The organism is Kitasatospora sp. NPDC048298, from assembly GCF_043201465.1.
Taxonomy (GTDB): Bacteria; Actinomycetota; Actinomycetes; order Streptomycetales; family Streptomycetaceae; genus Kitasatospora.
In genome coordinates, this window is record NZ_JBICYZ010000024.1 from 41,816 (window position 1) to 60,465 (window position 18,650).

Sequence of the window (18,650 nt, forward strand, 5' to 3'; positions counted from 1 at the left end):
CGGTGAGGCGGTCCGTTGCCGCCAGGAGCTGACGTTTCGTCATGTTCCTTTCCGTCCCGCCGTGATGGCGTGCACTGTCGACCTTCGTGACGCCCCCCGTTCGCTTTGCGTCATCGTCGACGACGGTGGCATGGTCGGCCGCCGGTGCCCCCGGAGGGGATCCGCCCATGTGTCGGCCCCCTTGATCTGACGCTCCATCAGGAATCCCGCCGCACGGCGATGGCCGAAATTCGGTTTGTGTAGCGTGAGTTGACAAATTCCTGGGTAGTGGCGACCGGCAGATCGGCGGATGAGGAGGGGGCATGGCGAGAAGAGGGCTGCGCGGCATGGTCGCGATCGCGTCGGCCGCCGCGGTGCTGGCGGGCGCGGCGGGTTGCGAGAGCGGTGGAAGCGGATCGGCGAAGGGCTCACAGCGCCTCACCGTGTGGCTGACCGTCGACGCGCAGGAGAGCTGGCCGGACCTGGTGGAGTCCACCAACGCCCGGTTCGCGCAGCAGCACCCAGGCGTGTCCGTCGCGGTCGAGTACCAGCAGTGGACCACCAAGAACCTGAAGCTGGACGCCGCCCTGGCGGGCCGCGACGTGCCGGACGTCGTGGAGATGGGCAACAGCGAGGTCGTGAACTACATCGTCAACGACGCCTTCACGGCGGTCGAGCCCTCGGCCTTCGACCAGTCGGCCCAGTGGCTCGGTGCCCTCCGGGAGCCCTGCGAGTCCAACGGCCGCACCTACTGCGTGCCCTACTACGTCGGTGCCCGGGTCGGCATCTACCGCACGGACCTGTTCCAGCAGGCGGGTCTGACGAAGGCGCCCGAGAGCTACCCGGAGCTGATCGCGGACCTCGACGCGCTGAAGGCGAAGTTCGGCGCCCAGGACCACGCGTTCTCCGCGCTGTACCTGCCCGGCCGCTACTGGTACGCCGCGATGGCCTTCGTGAAGGACGCCGGCGGTGAGATCGCCGTCAGGGCGGACGGCCACTGGCGGAGCGCCCTGTCCAGCCCCGAGTCCGTGGCCGGGCTGAAGGCCTGGAAGGGCCTGCTGGACGCCTACTACGTGGGGGACCGGTCCAAGGACAACGGCGACGAACCGGCCGTGGTCGGCCAGGGCAAGGTCGCGGTCTTCTACGGCAACACCTGGGAGGCGGAGGCCGCCGCCGACCCGCAGTCCGGAGGGGACCCGGCGCTGCGCGGCCGGTTCGCGACCTTCCCCTTCCCCGGCCCCTCGGGCGGGCCGCTGCCGCCGTTCCTGGGTGGCTCCGAGCTCGCCGTCCCGGCGAAGTCGAAGAACGGGCAGCTCGCCCGGGACTGGATCCGGCTCTTCACCGACCGGACCTCCCAGCAGCGGCTGATCAAGGCCAACACCCTGCCCAACAACACCGCTCAGCTCGCCGAGGTGGACCCCGCCGGCGTCAACGGATCCGCGGCCAGGGCCGCCACCCGGGGCTGGGTCACCCCGCCGGCCCCCGGCTGGGCGGCGGTCGAGAAGGCCAACATCCTGCAGGAGATGCTTGAGGACATCGCCACCGGCAAGCACACGGTGGAGGAGGCCGCGAAGACGGCGGACGGCCGGATCGATGCGGTCATCGACAAGAACTGAGGCGCGGCGATCCTCCGGGGGCACACCGTGAAGAGCGCCACGCCCACGCGCCGTCGCTCCGGCGCCACGCCCACGCGCCGCCGGAGCGACGGGCGCGGGCCGACCGCAGGGCGCAGGGGGCGCCGCGCCACCCCGTACCTGCTGGTCGCGCCCATGGTCGGCACGCTCCTCCTGGTGCTCGGCTACCCGCTGGTCGACATGGTCCTGCTCTCCTTCGAGGACATGACCCGCAAGCAGCTGTTCGCCGGCACGGCCCCGCCCTGGGTCGGGCTGGACCAGTACCGCGAGGTCCTCTCCGACGGGTTCTTCTGGACCGTCGTCGCCCGCACCGTGGCGTTCGCCGTCGTCTGCGCAGGGCTGACCATGCTGTTCGGCCTGGCGTTCGCGCTGTTGCTGCGCCTGGTCTCGCCCTGGGTGCGGGTGGTGATCACCGGGGTCCTGGTCGCGGTGTGGGCGATGCCGTTCATGGTCGCCGCGTCGGTCTTCCGCTGGCTGTCCGACGCCGACTACGGGGTGGTCAACTGGCTGCTCGGCGGACTCACCGGTGCGGACTTCCGGGGGCACAACTGGTTCGCCGACCCGTGGCAGGGCTTCGCCGTGATCGTCGCCGTCGTGGTGTGGGGGGCGATCCCGTTCGCCGCCATCACCCTGCACGCGGCACTCACCCAGGTGCCCGTCGAACTGGAGGAGGCCGCGCGGGTCGACGGCGCGAAGGGCCTGGTGCTCTTCCGCCACGTGACGTTCCCGGTGATCAGGCCGCTGTTCACGGTGGTCGCGGCGTTGTCGGCGATCTGGGACTTCGGGGCGTTCAGTCAGATCTGGCTGATGCGCGGCGGCCAGCCGGAGCGGGACTACTACCTGCTCGGCGTCTACTCCTTCATCGAGTCGTTCGCCGTCAACCGCTACAGCGCGGGAGCGGCCATCGCACTGGTCACCGTCGTCCTGCTGCTCGGCGGGTCCGCGGTCTACCTGCGCCAGGTGCTGCGGACGGGAGAGGTCGAATGACCGGTGACAGGCGGCGGCGCCGAAGCCGCCGGATCGCGAACGCCGTCGGACTGCTCGGCGCCGCCGTCATGGCCTTCCCCGTGTACTGGATGGTCCTGACCTCGCTCCGGCCGGCCAGCCGGATCCTGCGGCTGCCGCCGACGTTCTGGCCCGGGCCGTTCACCCTGGACAACTTCCGCCGGGCGGTGGGCTCGGACTCCTTCTGGGCCAACGTGCGGTCGAGCGTCCTGATCGGGGCGGGGACGGTGCTGGTCTCCCTGGTCATCGGCACGCTCGCGGCCTTCGCCGTCGCCCGCTTCTCCTTCGCCGGCCGCAGGGCGCTGGTCCTGGCCCTGCTGTGCGTCCAGACCATCCCCCTCATCGCCCTCGTCATCCCCGTCTACCTGCTGCTCAACGACCTCGCCCTCACCGACACCCTGACCGGCGTGGTCCTCACCTACCTCGCCTTCGCCCTCCCGTTCACCGTGTGGATGCTGCGCGGGTTCGTCGTCGCCATCCCCCCGGAGCTGGAGGAGGCCGCCATGGTCGACGGCTGCGGCCGCCTGGGCGCCTTCCGGCACGTCACCCTGCCCCTGCTCGCCCCCGGCCTGGTGGCCACCTCGATCTTCGCCCTGGTGCAGGCCTGGAACGAGTACGTCCTGGCGTACGTCCTGCTCTCCAGCAACGACAAGCGGACGCTCCCCATCTGGCTGGTCTCCTTCCAGACCAGCTTCGGCACGGACTACGGCGGCCTGATGGCCGGTGCGACCCTCACCGCGCTGCCGGTGGTCGTCGCCTTCCTCCTCGTCCAGCGCCGGATCGCCGCAGGCCTGGCGACGGGCGCGATCCGGGGCTGACGGCCCGCGGTGGCGCGGTGGCCGGCTGCGCGGTGGCCGGCGGCTCAGGGTGGCGGGCCGGGTGCGGCCCCGGGGCCGGCCGGTCGATGTCCGGACATTCGGTGATGTGCTGGCGGTGCACCGCGATACGACACTCTGCGCACCGTTCGCGGGGTGCGCGGGCGCTCCTCGGCCTCGTTCCCATCCTGTCGGCCCGGTCCGTCGGCCGGGGCGCGGCGCGGCCGAAGGGTCACCCCGGCCGGCCGCCATCATGGGTGAACTCCACGTCGCTGAAAGCCTTTTGGCCGTCCTCCGGTTCACCCGGGGAGTCCCTGCGTGGCTCCCTCCGGGGGGCCGGTGCCGCCCCGGGTGACCGCCCGCCCGGTCGGGTGGAGCCGCCGGATCCTCGGTTTGTTGAACGTTGTCCTTCCGCTGCGCTCCTTGTATGAATGGCGTGCCAGGAAGGAGTTGATCATGACGATGTGGATCCGGCGCGCACGCTCGGGAGGCGAAGTGCTGCAGGCGCTGGTGGACGGCCTGGCCGAGGAACTGGGGCGCTCCGTCGCCCTCGACGACCCGCTGGTGCGGATGATCTGCGCCAGCCGGCACTTCGGGGACGAGGACCGGGTGCGGGTGCGCACGCTGCTGCAGGGCGTGGCGGACGACGAGGTCGTCCGCCACGTGCTGTCCCAGGGCGTCATCGAGTGGACCCGCCCGGGCGTCCTGCCGGGCCGCGACGACCTGGGGCTGCAGCCGCGCTACTGCGTCCCGATCCGCGAGCGCGGCCACCTGCTGGGCATCCTCATGGTCGTGGCGGCGGGTGAACCCCTCACCGAGTCCGAGACCGAGGCCATCGAGCGGGTCGCCGGCACGGTGGCGGTCGAGATGTACGCCGAGCGCCTCGCCTCGGAGGTGGACGAGGAGCGCACCCGTCAACTCGTGGGCTGGCTGGTCGGATCGGACTCCGCGCTGCGCTGCGCGGCGCACCAGCGCCTGGTCGACGACGGACTCCTTCCGGCCGGCCCCCACGTCGTGGTGACCGGCGTGGCCGTCACCGGACAGCGCGGGCCCTCCGGCCGGATCGCGGTGGCCCTCCGCGGCGCGCTGGAGCCGTTCCGGCACGCCCGTACGGCCCGCGGTCTGCTGATGATCGAGCGGGACCGGGCGGTCCTGGTGCAGGTCTTCGAGAAGGAGCCGTCGGAGGCGGACCTGGACCTGCAGGGCCGCGGCATCGTCCGCTCCCTGACGACCTTCCTGGGCCCCGGGGCGGACGCCGTGGTGGGTGTGGGCGGCCGGCGGACCGCGCTCGCCGACGCGTGGATCTCCCACGACCAGGCTCTGGTCGCGGTGCGCGCGGCCCGTCGGCTGCCCCGGCTGGAGGGCGTCGGCGACTGGGAGCGGCTCGGGGAGTACACGATGTTCCTCCAGCTGCCCGACGGCGCGCTCAACGAATCCCTCGTCCCCAAACCGCTGCGGCGCCTGCGGGACGACAGCGCCGGCGCCCGGCTGGAGGAGACCCTGCGCTGCTTCCTGGAGCACGCCGGATCGGTGCCCAGGACGGCGGAGGTCCTGGCACTGCACCGCACCTCGCTGTACTACCGGCTGCGCCAGATCCAGGAGATCACGGGCCTGGACCTGGACGACGGCGCGCACCGCCTGGTGCTGCACATGGGGCTCCAGCTCCTGGACCTGCTCCAGGCCCCCCGGGCGGGCGGGCCCCCGGGCGGTCCCGCGCCGTCATGACCGCGCCGGGGCCGCGGCAGCCGCCCGCCGACGCCACCTCCCGAATCCACCTCCCGAATCCACGAGCCGAGAAGAACGGACGAGAACGAGCACCATGCACGAACTGATCACGAACGACGGCGTGCGCCTGGCCTACCGCGACAGCGGCGGCGACGGCGTCCCGCTGGTGCTGCTCCACGGCTGGGGGCAGACGCAGGAGATGTTCCGCCACCAGGTCGAGGGGCTGGCGCCGGGCCGGCGCGTCGTGACGGTGGACTTCCGCGGCCACGGCCGGTCCGGCAAGCCGCGCCACGGCTACCGCATCGCGCGCCTGGCCCGTGACGTCCTCGATCTGGTCGACCACCTGGGCCTGGACGGCTTCGACGCGCTGGGCTGGTCGATGGGCGCCTCGGTGTGGTGGAGCTTCGTCGACCAGTACGGCACCGGCCGGATCCGCCGGCTCGTCCTGGTCGACCAGCCGGCCGCGGTGGCGGCGGTGCCCTGGATGACGGAGACGGAGCAACGCGAGTGCGGCGCCATCTTCGACGTCGCCGGGCTCCTCGAACTGGGCGACGCGCTGGCCGGCCCGGACGGGGAGAAGGTCCGCGAGGACTTCGTCCGCTCCATGTTCAGCGGCGACACCGACCCGGAGCTGCTCGCCTTCGTGACCGGGCAGATCCGCTCGACCCCGGCGTACGCGGGCGTCCCCCTGCTCTTCGACCACTGCGCCCAGGACTGGCGCGACGTCCTCGACTGCATCGACGTGCCCACCCTGGTGATCGGCTGCGAGGGGAGCCACGTGGACCCGGCGTCCCAGCGCTTCATCGCCGAGCGGATCCCCGGCGCCGGCCTCCACGTGTTCCCGAAGAGCGTGGCGAGTTCGCACTTCCCGTTCCTGGAGAACCCCGGCGCGTTCAACGCCGTCGTGGAGAAGTTCCTCTCCTGATCCCCCGATCGTCCTGATCCCCTCCCGATCGCCGCGCCCGTTCCGAAGCGGCTCGGCGATCGTCACCAGCACCCGTACCGAACCCTCGCAACCGGTCAGGAGTCTCCCGTGATCCCGTCGGGTCCCTCGCCCATGCCCGAACCCCCCGCAGGCGAAAGCCGAGCCCGGCAGCTCGCCCAGGCCGTCCGTGACGGTGGCAGCGGCTGCGTCGACGTCCTGCCCCCGCCGCCGGGGGCCGATCCCGAGGACTGCCTCTACGTCCTCCTGCACGTCGGCGGCACCGCGCTGGTCCGCCGCCACGGCGTCAGCACGGTGCTGGAGCCCGGGGACCTGCTGATCGGCGACACCCGCCACCCGGCGGTCCTGTTGCGGGACGCCGAGTGCCGGATGGTCGAGTTCCGGATCCCGTGCTTCTACCTGGGCGTGCGGCAGGCCGACGTCCGGCGTGCGGGCGGGCTGGTGGCGCGGGGGAGCGAGGGCGTCGGCTCGCTCGCCGCCCAGTTCCTGCGGACGCTGGTCGTCCAGTCCCGGGCGCACCGGGCCCGGCCGGGCAACCACCTGGCGCGCAGTGTCTGCGACATCGTGGCGGTCCTGGTGGCGGAGCTGCTGGAGCGGGAGGCGCCGGAGCAGCCGGGCGGCGCGGCCGAACTGCTGGCGCGCATCCGGGCCCACATCGAGGAGAACCTCGCGGATCCGGATCTGGCGCCGGAGTCGATCGCCCGCTCGCAGCACATCTCGGTGCGCTATCTGCACAAGCTGTTCCAGCAGGACGGGACGACGGTGGGCCAGTTCGTGCGGCAGCGCCGACTGGACGCCTGCCGCCGTGAGTTGGAGCGGCCGTCGCGCCGGCAGACCAGCGTCTCCGCCGTCGCGCACCGGTGGGGTTTCGTCAGCCACTCCCACTTCAGCCGGACGTTCCGCGACGCCTACGGGCTCTCGCCGCGTGAGTGGCAGGCCTACGCCGCCCGGGCCGACGGCCGTCATTCCTCCTGAACCCGCTCCCGCCGTCCTGCCCCGACCGAACTCCCGGCATCGGCCGGACGCCCGTGCCCTCGAAGGGAAATCCGTGCACGATCAGGCCACTGGGGCCGGTTCCCCGGCAGTACCGTCGGGTGGCGTGTGCGTGGCGCCGGAAGGCCGGCCTTCGGGCGCGGACCGAGCCCACGCCAGGGCGGGCTTCGCGTTGCCGCGCCGATCCGACCAGGCCAGGAGCGACGAGTTGTCCGATCCCACCCCGCTGCCCGACTGGCATCCGGTGCTCGACCGCGCGTTCCAGGAGTTCCTGGACACCGGAGCGGGCCGGTCCGCGACCGGGCTGCCGGACCTCTCCTTCCTCGTCCCCGACGGCGTACCGGACGGCGGAGTGGGCGGGGCGCCGACCTGGGACGGGTACGAGGACGAGGAGGACCCCAGCGGCGTCACCTCTGAGTGGCTCACCCTGCCCTGCGGACCGACCGGGCGGGCGCGTGTCCAGGTGACCAGACCCGTCGGCGCCGCCCGGCCCAGTCCGGTGGTGCTGTTCCTGCCCGGCCTGGGCTGGTCGCTCGGTGACGCCGACTGCTACGCCCGGCTGGTGCGGGAGTTCGCGCTGGGCGCGGATGCGGCGGTGGTCTACGTGGACTACGGCCGGGCCCCGGTGGCGCGCTACCCGGTGGCCGTCGAGCAGTGTTACGCGGTCGCCCGGTGGATCCATGAGCACGGGCACGAGATCGGGCTGGCGGGGGAGCGGATCGCGGTCGTCGGGGATTCCGCCGGCGCCAATCTGGTGGCGGCGCTGACGCTGCTGGCCCGGGAGCGCGGCGAACTCCCGCTGGTCCAGCAGGTGTTGCTCTGCCCGGTGACCGATGCCGACTTCGACACCCCGTCCTACCGCCGGTTCGCCACCGGCTACTTCCTGCACCGTGAGCACATGCGCCGGTTCTGGGACGACTACCTGCCCGAGCCGGACCGTCGTACGGAGGTGACGGCCGCGCCGCTGCGGGCGTCGCTGGAGCAACTCGCCGGGCTGCCGCCGGCGTTGGTGGTCACCGCGGAGGCCGACGTGCTGCGGGACGAGGGCGAGGCCTACGCGGCCAGACTCCGCGCGGCCGGGGTGCCGGTGGTGGCCACGCGCTACCAGGGGGTGATGCACGGCTTCCTGCTGGTCGGCGGGATCCATCCCACGGGCACCACCCGGGCCGCGATGATCCAGGTCGTGGACACCGTGCACATGGCGCTGCACAGCCGGTCCTGGTGAGGCCGGGCGACGCGCCGCAGGCGGTCCGTCGCCCCCGACACCGCCGCGGTGGCGCCCGTCGACCGGTGCCCCCCGCCACCGGACCCTCGGGCACGGCAGCGGGGGTGGTCTTGTTCCGGCGGCAGCGCTAGTTGTTCCTGAGCAGGCGGGCGGTGAGGAGGTTCGGGTCCTGCTGGGTCAGGTACGCCGCGTCCGCGACCCAGACCCGGTCGCCCTGGACGGCGACGGAGGTGGGGTTCTGCAGCCCGTCCGCCTGGTTCAGCACGATGGTGTGGGTGCCGTTGTCGGCGACCAGGGCGATCTGGTTGCTGCTGTTGAGGGCGGCCAGGACCTGGTTGCCACGGCCGGTGAAGGCGAAGTCGTCGATGCCGGTCAGTCCGGTGGCGACGGTCTGGGCCGGGCCGGCGGTGCCGTCGGGCCGGACCGGGACGCGCAGCAGGGTGCCGTTGTCGAGGTTGCTGACCCAGACCGCCCTGTCGCGGATCTTGATGCCGTTGGCGCCGAGGAAGCCGTTCGCCTTGAGGTCGGCGCCGGTCGCCCACGGGACGGCGGCGCCGCCGCGGGCGGGGACGCGCCAGACGGTGCCGAGGACGGAGTCGGCGGCGTACAGGGAGCCGGTGCGCTCGTCCCGGGCGAGGCCGTTGGGCAGGGCGTCGGCGGGCAGGGCGGCGATGCGCTGCGGGGTGCCGCCGGGGGCCAGCTTCCAGATGCCGGTGAGGTCGGCGGTCCCGGTCGCGTAGGCGAAGTACAGGGTGCCGCTGTCGTCGCGTACGACGCCGCCGAGGAACGGGGACTTCAGCACGGGAGTGGCCGCGTCCGCCGCCGGGGCGGGCAGGGTGGCGAGGATCCGGACGGCGCCGTGGCAGTCGATCTCGGCGATCTGGCGGGAGAAGGCGAAGGTCACGACGGTGTTGCCGTTCGGCAGCACCGTGAGGTTCTCCGGCTGCCGGCCCTGGGCGAGGTCCAGGTGCGCGACCACCTGAGGCGTGGTCAGCGGGGGAGTCGAAGCGTGGGCGGGGGCGGTGAGGACGCCGGCCGTCACCGCGGTGAGGGCCACCGCGGAAGCCTGGAGCAGGGTGGAGATGCGCATGGTGTCGTCCCTTCGGGAGCGAGAGGTACGGATCGCGGTCGGGTGTGGCGCGTTGCCGGGCGCGGGATCCCGACCGCGCACGGCGCACCCCTCGGGCGAGGTCCGCGACCTCGCGGCAGGGGCGGAGCTCGGGCCTGTCTTCGAACCCGGGGCCCGGCGGCCACGATCCGCGACACGGTCACCCTAGGGAGCCGCCACCGCCCGTACTTGCGCCTCAGCGCACCGCTCCTGCTCCGGTAGGGAAGCGGAGCGCGGGGCCGGTGCGGTGCGAGGACGGGCCCGGCCCCGAGCAAGATCGACAATGTGGAGAGGTGCCGCGGTGGTCGCGGCGGGCAGTGTGGAGTGCGACGATGACGATCATGGAGACGGTCCGGGACGAACCGGAGGACCACGGGGCGCGACCGGCCTCCGCCCAGGGCACCGGCACGCTGTTCGGGCGTGGCGCCGAACTGGAGCAACTGCGTCGCCACGTCCGGCGGGAGCCCGGGACCTCGGGCGCTCTGGTGCTCGTCGGCTCGGAGGGCGTCGGGAAGTCGCGGCTCCTGCGGACGGCCTGTGAGCAGGCGGCCGAAGCCGGAGCGGTGGTGCTGACGGCTCAGGGCTGGGCCCCGGAGAGCGAGGTGCCGTACGGGCTGCTCCGCCACCTGCTCGCCCCGTTGACGGACCGGGTGCCGGCGCTGGGCGCGCCTCATCGGCAGGTCCTGCTCGCCGCGCTCGCCATCGGGCCGGATGCCACCGCGCCGTCCGCGGTGGCCGTGCCATCCGCGTCGTCCGCGTCGTCCGCGTCGTCCGCGTCGTCCGCGCCGTCCATGCCGTCCGCGGCGGACGTGGCGGCCGGCACCGCGGCGCTGCTGGAGCGGACGAACGGCCCCGACCGCGGCTGCGCCCCGGGCCCGGTCCTCATCGCGGTCGACGACGCCCACGCCTGCGACCACCTCACCCTGGAGCTGCTGGGGTCGCTCGTCCGCCGCACCGAGCGGAGCCGGGTGTCGCTCCTGCTCGCCTCGCGCGACGACGAGGCCCTGCTGGACCTGCCCGCCGACGTCGAGCCGCTGCACCTCGCGCCGCTGTCGCCGCGCTTCTCCGCCGAGCTGCTGGACTCGGTGCCCGGCGCCCCCGTCGGGCGCACCCGCCTGGAGGTGCTGGAGGAGGCCGAGGGCAATCCGTCCGCCCTGCTGGAGCTGTGCCGTCGACGGGCCTCCGCCGATCCGGCCCTGGCGCGTGAGCGGACCCCCCGCCTGCGGAACCTCCGGACCAGGTTCGACACCCTGATCGCCCCGCTGCCCGCCCGGACGCGCACGGCCCTCCTCTACGCGGCCGTGGCCCTGCCCGGCGACGACGCGGCCGCCGTGATGGCCGCACTGGACACCTCCGACCTGGGGATCTGGGCCCCCGCCGAGGAGGCCGGGATCGTCGCCCTGATCGACGGTCACCTCGTCTTCCGGCACCCGCTGGCCAGGGTCGCCGCCTCCACCGGGCAGTCCGCCGCGGTGCTGACCCGTGCCCACCGGGACCTCGCCGACCGGGCCGGCGGGCGGCCGCTCGACCGGGCGCGGCACCTGATGGCCGCCGCCGTGGTCCCGGACGCCTCGCTCACCGAGGACCTGCGGGCGGCGGCCAGGCACTCGGCGGACGACTTCACCCTCGCGCGGGCCCTGGAGGACGCCGCCCGGTTCAGCACCAGCGCGGGTGAGCGGGCCCGGCTCCTCGCCGGGGCCCTGGACGCGGCCGTCGCCGTCGGGGACCTGGACTGGGTCCGCAGCCTCCACGCGCGCTTCCTGAGCGTCAACAGCGACCCCAGGCTCGCCCGCGAGGCCGACCTGGCCGCGGCGACCGCCCTGTCCCACTCCTCCCGGCAGAAGGAGGCGTTCGCCCTCCTGCTCGACAGCGCGGACCGGCACCCGTCGGTCGGTGCCGCCATCGACGCGCGGTCGGTGACGCTGGCGTCGGCGATCGCCGAGCAGTCCGGCCTGCCGGAGCACCGCGCCCGGCTCTCCGAGCTGGTCGCCGGCCTCCGCGAAGCCCGCCTCCGCGGAGCCGGGCCCGGCCCGGATGGTCTCCGCGCGTCCGGGGGCGGTCCTGACGGCCACCGCGCGTCCGGGCCCGGACCGAGCGGTGTGCTCGCGGGCTTCGTCCAGGGCACGGAGACCCGGCCCAGGAGCGCGTCGCGAGCCGTCGAAGGCCCCGACGCCCTCATGGGCAGCGGCCCGCTGGACGGACGGGACCAGCTGACCAGGCGCCTCGCCGTCGCCTCGGTCGGCTACCTCTCCGACGAGCCGGGCGTCACCCTGGAGCACTACCGCGCCGCCGACACCTACCTGCGCGGGCGGCGGGCCTTCGGCCTGCGGGCCTGGCACCTGGCCCCGCTGCTGGACACCCTCCTGGCGACCGGCCAGTGGTCGGAGGTGTCCGCCCGGGTGGAGGAGGCCACCGACCAGGCGGCGGTGCTGCGCCTGACCCGCCCCCAGGCCGATCTGGAGGCCTTCGACCTGTCCCTGCGCGCGCTGCGCGGGACCGCCCCCGCGAACCTGATCACCTGGCCGGAGGTCCCGTTCGACGGGTACGAGAACGCCGCCACCCGGGCCCGGCTGGTCCGGGCCGTCGCCCTGGTCGCGATGTCCCACGGGGAGTGGGCCGACGCCTACCGCTGGCTCCGGAGGCTGTACGCCGAGGACGGCACTCCGGTGCACCCGTTCCTCTCCTCGCGCTGCGTCGCGGAACTCGCGCTGGCCGCCCAGCGGGCCGGCACGAGCGAGGACGCGGCGGAGGTCCTGGCGCGGGTGCGGTCGGCGCACGGGGAGCGGCCGACGGTCCGGATGACGCTCCTGCTGCACCACGCCACGGCCCTGCTGGACCCCGGCCCCGACCCCGAGCACCACTTCCGCCTCGCGCTGGTGAACGCCGAGGGCGAGCAGTGGCCGGTCGAGCGGGCGCAGGCCCGGTTCAGCTACGCGATCTGGCTGCGCCGCGCCAGGCGCCCCTCCGAGGCCCGGCAGCAACTCGTCGCGGCGCTGGACACCGCCGACGTCCTCGGGTTCCAGCCGTTCGCCGCCGCGATCCGCCAGGAGCTGCGCGCCAGCGGCGTGGCGAACAACGCCGACCCGGCCGTCGAATCCGCCGCCTCCCTGGACGGGTTGACCGCCCAGCAGCAGCAGATCGTCCGCCTGGCCGCGCAGGGCCTGTCGAACCGCGAGATCGGTGAACAGCTCTTCCTGTCGCCCCGCACGGTGGGCTCGCACCTGTACAACGTCTATCCCAAACTCGGCGTCAGCAGCCGGCACCAGCTCCGCGACCTGCTGCAGAGCAGGCAGACCACTGACCCCGACCGCGCGGAGACGAGGCCTCGTGGAGCCTGACGCCCGGCCCGGGCAGGGCCCGGTCCCGCCGCCCCCGGTCACCCTGGACCCGGTCGTGGCCCGGCTGGTCGCGGCTTCGGCCACGCCGCCCGGGCGTCGGCCGTACGGTTCCTCGGCACCGTGCACGACTTCGTGTCGCTGAACGCGCTGCGTGACAGCCCGCCCTCCCGCGCGGCACTGCGGCAGGGCGGCGGCTTCCTGCGGGCGCACCTGGCCTGAGCGGGGCCGGCGCCGCCCGCGCGGACCAGTCACCCGACTCATGCGCCCGGCCCCGCGGCACCGGCATGCTGGCAGCATGGCAGCTCGAATCCCCCCACACACGCCGGACGGTGGTCGCTCCACGGCCTCGACACCGCCCGTCCGCCCACCGGCGACCCGGTCGGCGGGCGAGCTGCCCGGCGTGAACGACGCCGTGCTGTTCCGCGTGCGGCAGTTCGTACGCCGGCACCTGTCCGACCCCGGGCTCAGCCCCGAGGGCATCGCCCGGGCGCACGGTGTCTCCGCGCGGTACCTGCACCGGCTCTTCGAGGGCGAGGGCCGGACGCTGTACCAGTGGATCCGGGAACAGCGCCTGGAGGGGTGCCGCCGGGCGCTGCTCGCGACCCCGGCGGACTCGCTCAGCGTCGGGCTCATCGCCCGGAGGTGGGGTTTCACGAGCCCCGGGCAGCTGAGCCGCGCCTTCCACGGTGCCTACGGCCTGTCACCGACGGACTGGCTGGCGGACGAGCGGGCCCGCCGGGCGGCGGGGGAGAGGCAGTGACCCGCCCTGCCTCTCCCCGGCCCTAAGCGGCCTTGACCCGGGTGCGGTCGGCCTGATCGCGTCGGGCGTACGTCCGCTTCGGCGGGACCTGCCGTCCCGGGCGGGCGCTCGTGCCGGGCAGGGCCCGCGGATCGGCGCCGGGCGTCCGGTCGACGGGCGCGTCGCCCGCCGCGGCGGACTGCTGTCGGCGCCCGGCATCGTCGCCCAAGGTGCCGAGGGACAGCAGGAGTTCCCGGATGCGCAGGCCCAGGTGCAGGGTGATGCGGTCCGCCCCGTTGTCCAGGTCGAGCCCGGTGATCTCCTGGATCTGCCGCAGCCGGTAGTACAGCGAGGTGCGGTGGATCCGGAGCGCTTCGGCGGTCCTGGGGACCGAGCCGGCCTGGTCGAGGAAGCACCGCAGGGTCGTTTCCAGGCGCTGTCCGCAGCCGGACTCGAGCAGGGCGCGCAGCGGTTTCGGGAGCAGTGACTCGTTCAGGGCGTGGTCCGGCAGCTGCAGGATCACGGCGAACTCGCCGAGGTCCTCCCAGGAACCGACGCCCTTCAGCTCCGGCATCCGGCGTGCCGCGCGCACGGCGACGAGCGCCTGCTCGTAGGAGGCCCGCGCGTCGGCGAGGCCCGCCTGCCGTCCGCCGACGCCGATGACGGGAGCGGTCGGGGCGGCGGGATCGGTGCCGAGGGCCGCCATGATCCGGGCGGACTGCTCCCGGAGTACCTCCCGGTCCAACGGCCGGTCGGAGAGCTGGAGCAGGACGGCCCGGTCCGGGGTGACGGCGAAGGCGCCGTGCGCCGACCGGGTGCGGCGCCGTCCCTCCAGCGCCCCGCGCAGTGCGGTCGCCACCCGCCCGGGAGGCACCCGGGAGCAGCCCAGCTGCACGACGCTGACCACCGCGTGGGGGGCGTCCGGGAGCAGCGCGCCGTCCAGGAGCCGCTTGCGGGACTCGGCCCGCGTGGCGGGGCTCGGGTCCAGCAGGGACAGCAGGAGGTCCTGCTCCTCGCTCCGCGCGGCGCCGGCCAGGACGCGGTCGGCGTACAGCCGGCCGGCGATGGCGGGCGTTGCCCGGGTGATGGCCTCGGTCGCCTCCGGTGGCAGCGACGCGCCCGGGGCGATGACCGTCAACAGGCCGAGGAAATGGCCGCGTTCACGCAGCGGCACGCAGTAGCGGGGAAGCAGTCCCGCCTCGTCGAGGCCCTCGGTGAAACCCGGCCCGGACCACCGGGTGACGCCCTGGTCGAGGACGTGGCGGACGACTTCGCCGCTCGCCCGTCCGTGCAGGAGGCTGTGGACGCGGGCCGGGTCCGCGTCGTCGAAGTGCCGGCTGGAGCGGATGCGCCCGATCGAGGAGTCGGCCAGGGCCACGGACCGACGGAGCTCCCCCGCGAGTTCGTCGATCAGTTCCTGCAGCGCGGCACTGTCGGCGGGGGTTCGCCGCCACTGTTCGGTCATGGGCAGTCCTCATCGGTGCTCGTCTCTCCGCGACGAGGGACCGGCCGGCCCGGGGCCAGGGGCTTCCCGCGCCCTGGTCCCGGACCCGGTTCGCCGGTTCCGTACGTCCTGGAGAAACGCTGACACCGCCGCGATGCCCCACCGTGCACGGCTCTTGTCCGTGGCTGCGGGGAATGCCGGGCCGCCGTGCGCCCGGGTGAGGACCGCCCCGGACCGATCGCGGTGAGGGCTCCGCGTCAGGTCAATCGAGGCTGCCCACGGGCACGGCGCCACCGAGCCGCCGGTACTCGCTCGGGGACACCCCGCAGGCCGCCTGGAAGCGGCGGCTGAAGTGGCTCGGGCTGCCGAACCCGCACCGGGCGGAGACCGCGGCGATGGTCAGGCGGTCGTAGCGCGGGGAGGCGAGCATGCGCCGGGCCTTCCCGATCCGCTCCGCGATGAGCCACTGCTCCAGGCTGATCCCCGCCCCGCTGAGCAGGGCGTAGAGCCGGCGGACGGAGACGGCGTGCTCCGCCGCGATGCGCTCCGGCGTCAGGTCACGGTCCGCCAGGTGGGAGCGCGCGTAGGCCGTGATCCGGGTGACCAGCGTCTCGTCCATCGTCGATCTGACCTCGACGGCCTCCTCGGCGTGCGCGGCCGAGAGGAGCAGGGCGCGGACGAGTTCCGTCGTGGCGGAGGCCAGGGCGTCCGAGCCGGCGTCGGCCTCCAGCCGGCCGGGATCGGTCCACACACCCCGCAGGTGCTGCAGCACCAGGCCGTACAGCGGGCTGGCGCGCAACCGCTGGGAGGCCCGCACCACCGTGTCCACCGGCACGCCGAGGCGGTTCATGTCGAACATGACGACCTGGGACGCGCCGTCGCCGGACCAGCCGTACACGCGGGGCGACAACTCGTGGAAGACGCAGATGTCGTCGGAGCCCAGGAGTGTCTGCCGGCCCGCGACCTCGGCCCGGTGGACACCCAGGGGCTGGAGCGAGACCGAGACGATGGGGTGCTCCCGGTGGTGGCGTACGTGCCGGTCCGTCCGCCGCACCCGGAAGCCCGAGTTGCGGGTGGCGAAGAAGTCGAGTCCGCCGACGCGCCACAGTTCCATGCGCGCGTGGATACCGGTCGCCGGCTCCTCGTGGGCGACGTCGTTGGGCACCAGGGAATCCGTCAATGCGTGGTGGAACGCGTCCACGCGCTCACGAGGTGACACCGTGTTGAGGTCGAGCAGCAGCACACACCCTCCAGGAGAGACGACTTACGGGAATTCCGCGGCAGCGGTGAGTGCCCTCGACCGCGGCCGGCTCCGCCGGCGGGGCGTCAGGCGGCGAGGCCGTCGAGTTCGGCGGCCCAGTCGATCAGGCCGGCCTCGGAGCCCTGGGGCACCAGGGTGAAGCAGTCCCGGCGGAGCCAGCGGCGGACCTGGCGGGCGGGGAGGTCGATGAGGACGACGGTGTCGCAGCCGCGGAGCATGATGCGCAGGGAGGCGCGGCCGTGACAGGTGCAGGGTGGCCAGACGCGGACGTCGCCGAGGCCGGCGGGTCTCTGCAGGCCCTCCCAGAGGAGGTCGCGGGAGAAGCGCCAGGTGCCCGCTTCCGCCGCGGGGCCGAGGAACTCGAGGGCGACGGCGAGCGGGTCGTCCCTGCGGTAGCCGAGGCGCACCGGGATGTCGACGGACTCGTGCTCGCCGAGGGCCAGCCGGGCGTCGAGGGTGATGTCGGTGCTGGTGGCGGCGTCCGGGCCGGGCTGGGGGCTGGGCAGGGGCTGGTGCGTGGGCACGGGGGATCTCCTGGACGGTTTCGGGGTGGGGCCGGCGCGATGCCGAGAGGGGCCGTCCGGGCCGGTGTGGGGCCGGCGGGTGCGGTGTCCGATCGGGACGGGGGCACACCGGACGATCGGGGCGTCGGCGCCGGGGACGGCGCGACGCTCCTGCCTCGAGCCCTGGGAGCTGCCGAGGAGCAGGGAGAGGCGGAACCGGTCCTCAGGTTAGGGGGTGGCGGCGGGCGTGGATGTTCCGCCCGTGCACCGCGGGGTGACGATCCGCGCACCTTTCGCCTGGGTACGGGGCCGGGCGCGGGCTCTCCGCTGTCGCTTCCACTCCGTACGACAGTTGTGGCACGGCGCGACCGGGGGTCGGAGCGGCGGTCGCCGTTCGGTCCCGCGCCTCGTCAACTTGGCTGTACTGTAAGAGAGTTCACTGGCTTTGGCCGTGCTCCGGCCTCACGCGCGGAGGCTCTTCCAGGCGCGGAAGCGGCCCGGGGGCGAGGCCGTCCGGCCCGCGGGGAGCCGCCGTTTCCTCGTTTTGTCGAAGGTTTGTCCCTCCCGTTCCGCTCCTTGTATGAATGCGCCGGGAGGCGATTGATCATGACGACGTGGATCCGGCGCGCACGCTCGGGAGGCGAGGCGCTGCAGACGCTGGTGGACGGCCTGGCCGAGGCACTGGGGCGCTCCGTCGTCCTCGACGACCCGCTGGTGCGGATGATCTGCACCAGTCGGCACTTCGGGGACGAGGACCGGGTGCGCGTGCGCACACTGCTGCAGGGCATCGCGGACGACGAGATCATCCGCTACGTGCTGTCCCAGGGCGTCGCCGAGTGGACCCGCCCGGGTGTCCTGCCGGGACGCGACGACCTGGGACTGCAGCCGCGCTACTGCGTCCCGATCCGCGAGCGTGGCCACCTGCTGGGCATCCTCATGGTCGTCGCGGCGGGCGAACCCCTCACCGCGGCCGAGACCGAGGCCATCGACCGGGCCGCCCGGGCCGTGGCGGTCGAGATGTACGCCGAGCGGCTCGCCTCCGACGACGACGAGGAGCACGTCCGCGGGCTGGTGAGCGGGCTGGTCGGCTCGGACTCGGCGCTGCGCTGCGCGGCGCACCAGCGCCTGGTCGACGACGGGCTCCTTCCGGCCGGCCCCCACGTCGTGGTGACCAGCGTGGTCGTCGCCGGACAGCGCGGGCCCTCCGGCCAGGTCGCGGTGGCGCTGCGCGGCGCGCTGGAGCCGTTCCGGCGGACCCGCACCGCCCGCGGCCTGCCGGCGGTCGACCAGGACCGGGCGGTCCTGGTGCAGGTCTTCGACCGGGAGCCGACGGAGGAGGACCTGGAGCAGCAGGGCCGTGCCGTCGTCCGCTCCCTGACGACCTTCCTGGGCCCGGGGCCGTCCGTGGCGGTGGGTGTCGGCGGACGCCGGACGGCGCTCGCCGACGCGTGGATCTCCCACGACCAGGCCCGGGTCGCGGTGCGCGCGGCCCGTCGACTGCCCCGGCTGGAGGGCGTCGGCGACTGGGAGCGGCTCGGGGAGTACGCCGTGTTCCTCCAACTGCCCGACAGCGCGCTCGACGAGTCCCTCCTGCCGAACCCGCTGCGGCGTCTGTTGGACGACAGCGCCGGCGCCCGGCTGGAGGAGACGCTGCGCTGCTTCCTGGAGAACGCGGGCTCCGTACCCAGGACCGCGGAGATGCTGGAACTGCACCGCACCTCGCTGTACTACCGGCTGCGCCAGATCCAGGAGATCACGGGCCTGGACCTGGACGACGGCGCGCACCGCCTGGTGCTGCACATGGGGCTGCGGCTGTGGGACCTGCTCCAGTCCGTCCCGGAGGCCGCCGCCCGGTAGCCGGCGGCCGGGGTGGGCCGGTGCCACAGAGCGATGAAGCACCGTTGCTACAGAGCGATGAAGCTTCGTCGGGCAATCCCT

Annotated in this window: 14 protein-coding genes; 10 read left to right on the forward strand and 4 right to left on the reverse strand. The window is 74.0% G+C overall.

Annotated elements, in window-relative coordinates; translation table 11 throughout:
* Positions 1-302: 302 nt before the first annotated feature.
* From ACGF0D_RS19265 to ACGF0D_RS19295, 7 genes are all read left to right on the forward strand, one after another.
* Positions 303-1,595: an extracellular solute-binding protein gene (locus ACGF0D_RS19265; protein ID WP_392917722.1), complete on the forward strand. Its 1,293-nt coding sequence runs from the start codon at positions 303-305 to the stop codon at positions 1,593-1,595.
* A gap of 27 nt (positions 1,596-1,622) precedes the next feature.
* A complete protein-coding gene (locus ACGF0D_RS19270; protein ID WP_392917724.1) occupies positions 1,623-2,600 on the forward strand; it encodes a carbohydrate ABC transporter permease in 978 nt (325 codons plus the stop codon).
* Positions 2,597-3,436 carry a carbohydrate ABC transporter permease gene (locus tag ACGF0D_RS19275; RefSeq protein ID WP_392917727.1) on the forward strand — a complete coding sequence of 280 codons (840 nt, stop codon included), beginning with the start codon at positions 2,597-2,599 and terminating at the stop codon, positions 3,434-3,436. The genes ACGF0D_RS19270 and ACGF0D_RS19275 overlap by 4 nt, the downstream gene beginning before the upstream one ends.
* A 453-nt stretch (positions 3,437-3,889) precedes the next feature.
* Positions 3,890-5,158, forward strand: a complete 1,269-nt coding sequence (locus ACGF0D_RS19280) for a PucR family transcriptional regulator (protein ID WP_392917729.1) — start codon at positions 3,890-3,892, stop codon at positions 5,156-5,158.
* 94 nt (positions 5,159-5,252) lie between these two features.
* Positions 5,253-6,083: an alpha/beta fold hydrolase gene (locus ACGF0D_RS19285; RefSeq protein WP_392917732.1), complete on the forward strand. Its 831-nt coding sequence runs from the start codon at positions 5,253-5,255 to the stop codon at positions 6,081-6,083.
* 132 nt (positions 6,084-6,215) lie between these two features.
* A complete protein-coding gene (locus ACGF0D_RS19290) occupies positions 6,216-7,076 on the forward strand; it encodes a helix-turn-helix domain-containing protein (RefSeq protein WP_392917734.1) in 861 nt (286 codons plus the stop codon).
* A 226-nt stretch (positions 7,077-7,302) separates the two neighbouring features.
* A complete protein-coding gene (locus tag ACGF0D_RS19295; RefSeq protein ID WP_392917737.1) occupies positions 7,303-8,319 on the forward strand; it encodes an alpha/beta hydrolase in 1,017 nt (338 codons plus the stop codon).
* A 127-nt stretch (positions 8,320-8,446) separates the two neighbouring features.
* Here ACGF0D_RS19295 and ACGF0D_RS19300 read toward each other — a convergent pair whose 3' ends face one another.
* Entirely contained in the window at positions 8,447-9,409 is a 963-nt protein-coding gene (locus ACGF0D_RS19300; RefSeq protein ID WP_392917740.1) for an SMP-30/gluconolactonase/LRE family protein, read from the reverse strand.
* A 350-nt stretch (positions 9,410-9,759) separates the two neighbouring features.
* On the opposite strand from ACGF0D_RS19300, the gene ACGF0D_RS19305 reads away from it, so the two are divergent.
* Both ACGF0D_RS19305 and ACGF0D_RS19310 read left to right on the forward strand, forming a co-directional pair.
* Complete coding sequence (locus tag ACGF0D_RS19305; RefSeq protein WP_392917742.1) at positions 9,760-12,765, forward strand: AAA family ATPase; 3,006 nt, start codon at positions 9,760-9,762, stop codon at positions 12,763-12,765.
* A gap of 295 nt (positions 12,766-13,060) precedes the next feature.
* Entirely contained in the window at positions 13,061-13,525 is a 465-nt protein-coding gene (locus ACGF0D_RS19310; RefSeq protein ID WP_392917745.1) for a helix-turn-helix domain-containing protein, read from the forward strand.
* Between the two features lie 22 nt (positions 13,526-13,547).
* Here the strand turns inward: ACGF0D_RS19310 and ACGF0D_RS19315 are convergent, their stop codons facing one another.
* The 3 genes from ACGF0D_RS19315 to ACGF0D_RS19325 form a co-directional block, all read right to left on the reverse strand.
* A complete protein-coding gene (locus ACGF0D_RS19315; RefSeq protein WP_392917748.1) occupies positions 13,548-14,969 on the reverse strand; it encodes a PucR family transcriptional regulator in 1,422 nt (473 codons plus the stop codon).
* A 241-nt stretch (positions 14,970-15,210) separates the two neighbouring features.
* Entirely contained in the window at positions 15,211-16,191 is a 981-nt protein-coding gene (locus ACGF0D_RS19320; protein ID WP_392875035.1) for an AraC family transcriptional regulator, read from the reverse strand.
* 83 nt (positions 16,192-16,274) lie between these two features.
* Entirely contained in the window at positions 16,275-16,733 is a 459-nt protein-coding gene (locus ACGF0D_RS19325; protein ID WP_392917751.1) for an SsgA family sporulation/cell division regulator, read from the reverse strand.
* Between the two features lie 585 nt (positions 16,734-17,318).
* On the opposite strand from ACGF0D_RS19325, the gene ACGF0D_RS19330 reads away from it, so the two are divergent.
* Positions 17,319-18,569 (forward strand): PucR family transcriptional regulator, encoded by a 1,251-nt coding sequence (locus ACGF0D_RS19330; protein ID WP_392917754.1) that lies wholly within the window; start codon positions 17,319-17,321, stop codon positions 18,567-18,569.
* Positions 18,570-18,650: the final 81 nt, after the last annotated feature.

What these genes read in the sequence shown, in the direction of transcription:
- ACGF0D_RS19265 (WP_392917722.1), top strand. Translation starts at nt 303, where the DNA reads ATGGCGAGAAGAGGGCTGCGCGGCATGGTCGCGATCGCGTCGGCCGCC.
- ACGF0D_RS19275 (WP_392917727.1), top strand. Translation starts at nt 2,597, where the DNA reads ATGACCGGTGACAGGCGGCGGCGCCGAAGCCGCCGGATCGCGAACGCC.
- ACGF0D_RS19280 (WP_392917729.1), top strand. Translation starts at nt 3,890, where the DNA reads ATGACGATGTGGATCCGGCGCGCACGCTCGGGAGGCGAAGTGCTGCAG.
- ACGF0D_RS19285 (WP_392917732.1), top strand. Translation starts at nt 5,253, where the DNA reads ATGCACGAACTGATCACGAACGACGGCGTGCGCCTGGCCTACCGCGAC.
- ACGF0D_RS19290 (WP_392917734.1), top strand. Translation starts at nt 6,216, where the DNA reads ATGCCCGAACCCCCCGCAGGCGAAAGCCGAGCCCGGCAGCTCGCCCAG.
- ACGF0D_RS19300 (WP_392917740.1), bottom strand. Translation starts at nt 9,409, where the DNA reads ATGCGCATCTCCACCCTGCTCCAGGCTTCCGCGGTGGCCCTCACCGCG.
- ACGF0D_RS19305 (WP_392917742.1), top strand. Translation starts at nt 9,760, where the DNA reads ATGACGATCATGGAGACGGTCCGGGACGAACCGGAGGACCACGGGGCG.
- ACGF0D_RS19310 (WP_392917745.1), top strand. Translation starts at nt 13,061, where the DNA reads ATGGCAGCTCGAATCCCCCCACACACGCCGGACGGTGGTCGCTCCACG.
- ACGF0D_RS19315 (WP_392917748.1), bottom strand. Translation starts at nt 14,969, where the DNA reads ATGACCGAACAGTGGCGGCGAACCCCCGCCGACAGTGCCGCGCTGCAG.
- ACGF0D_RS19330 (WP_392917754.1), top strand. Translation starts at nt 17,319, where the DNA reads ATGACGACGTGGATCCGGCGCGCACGCTCGGGAGGCGAGGCGCTGCAG.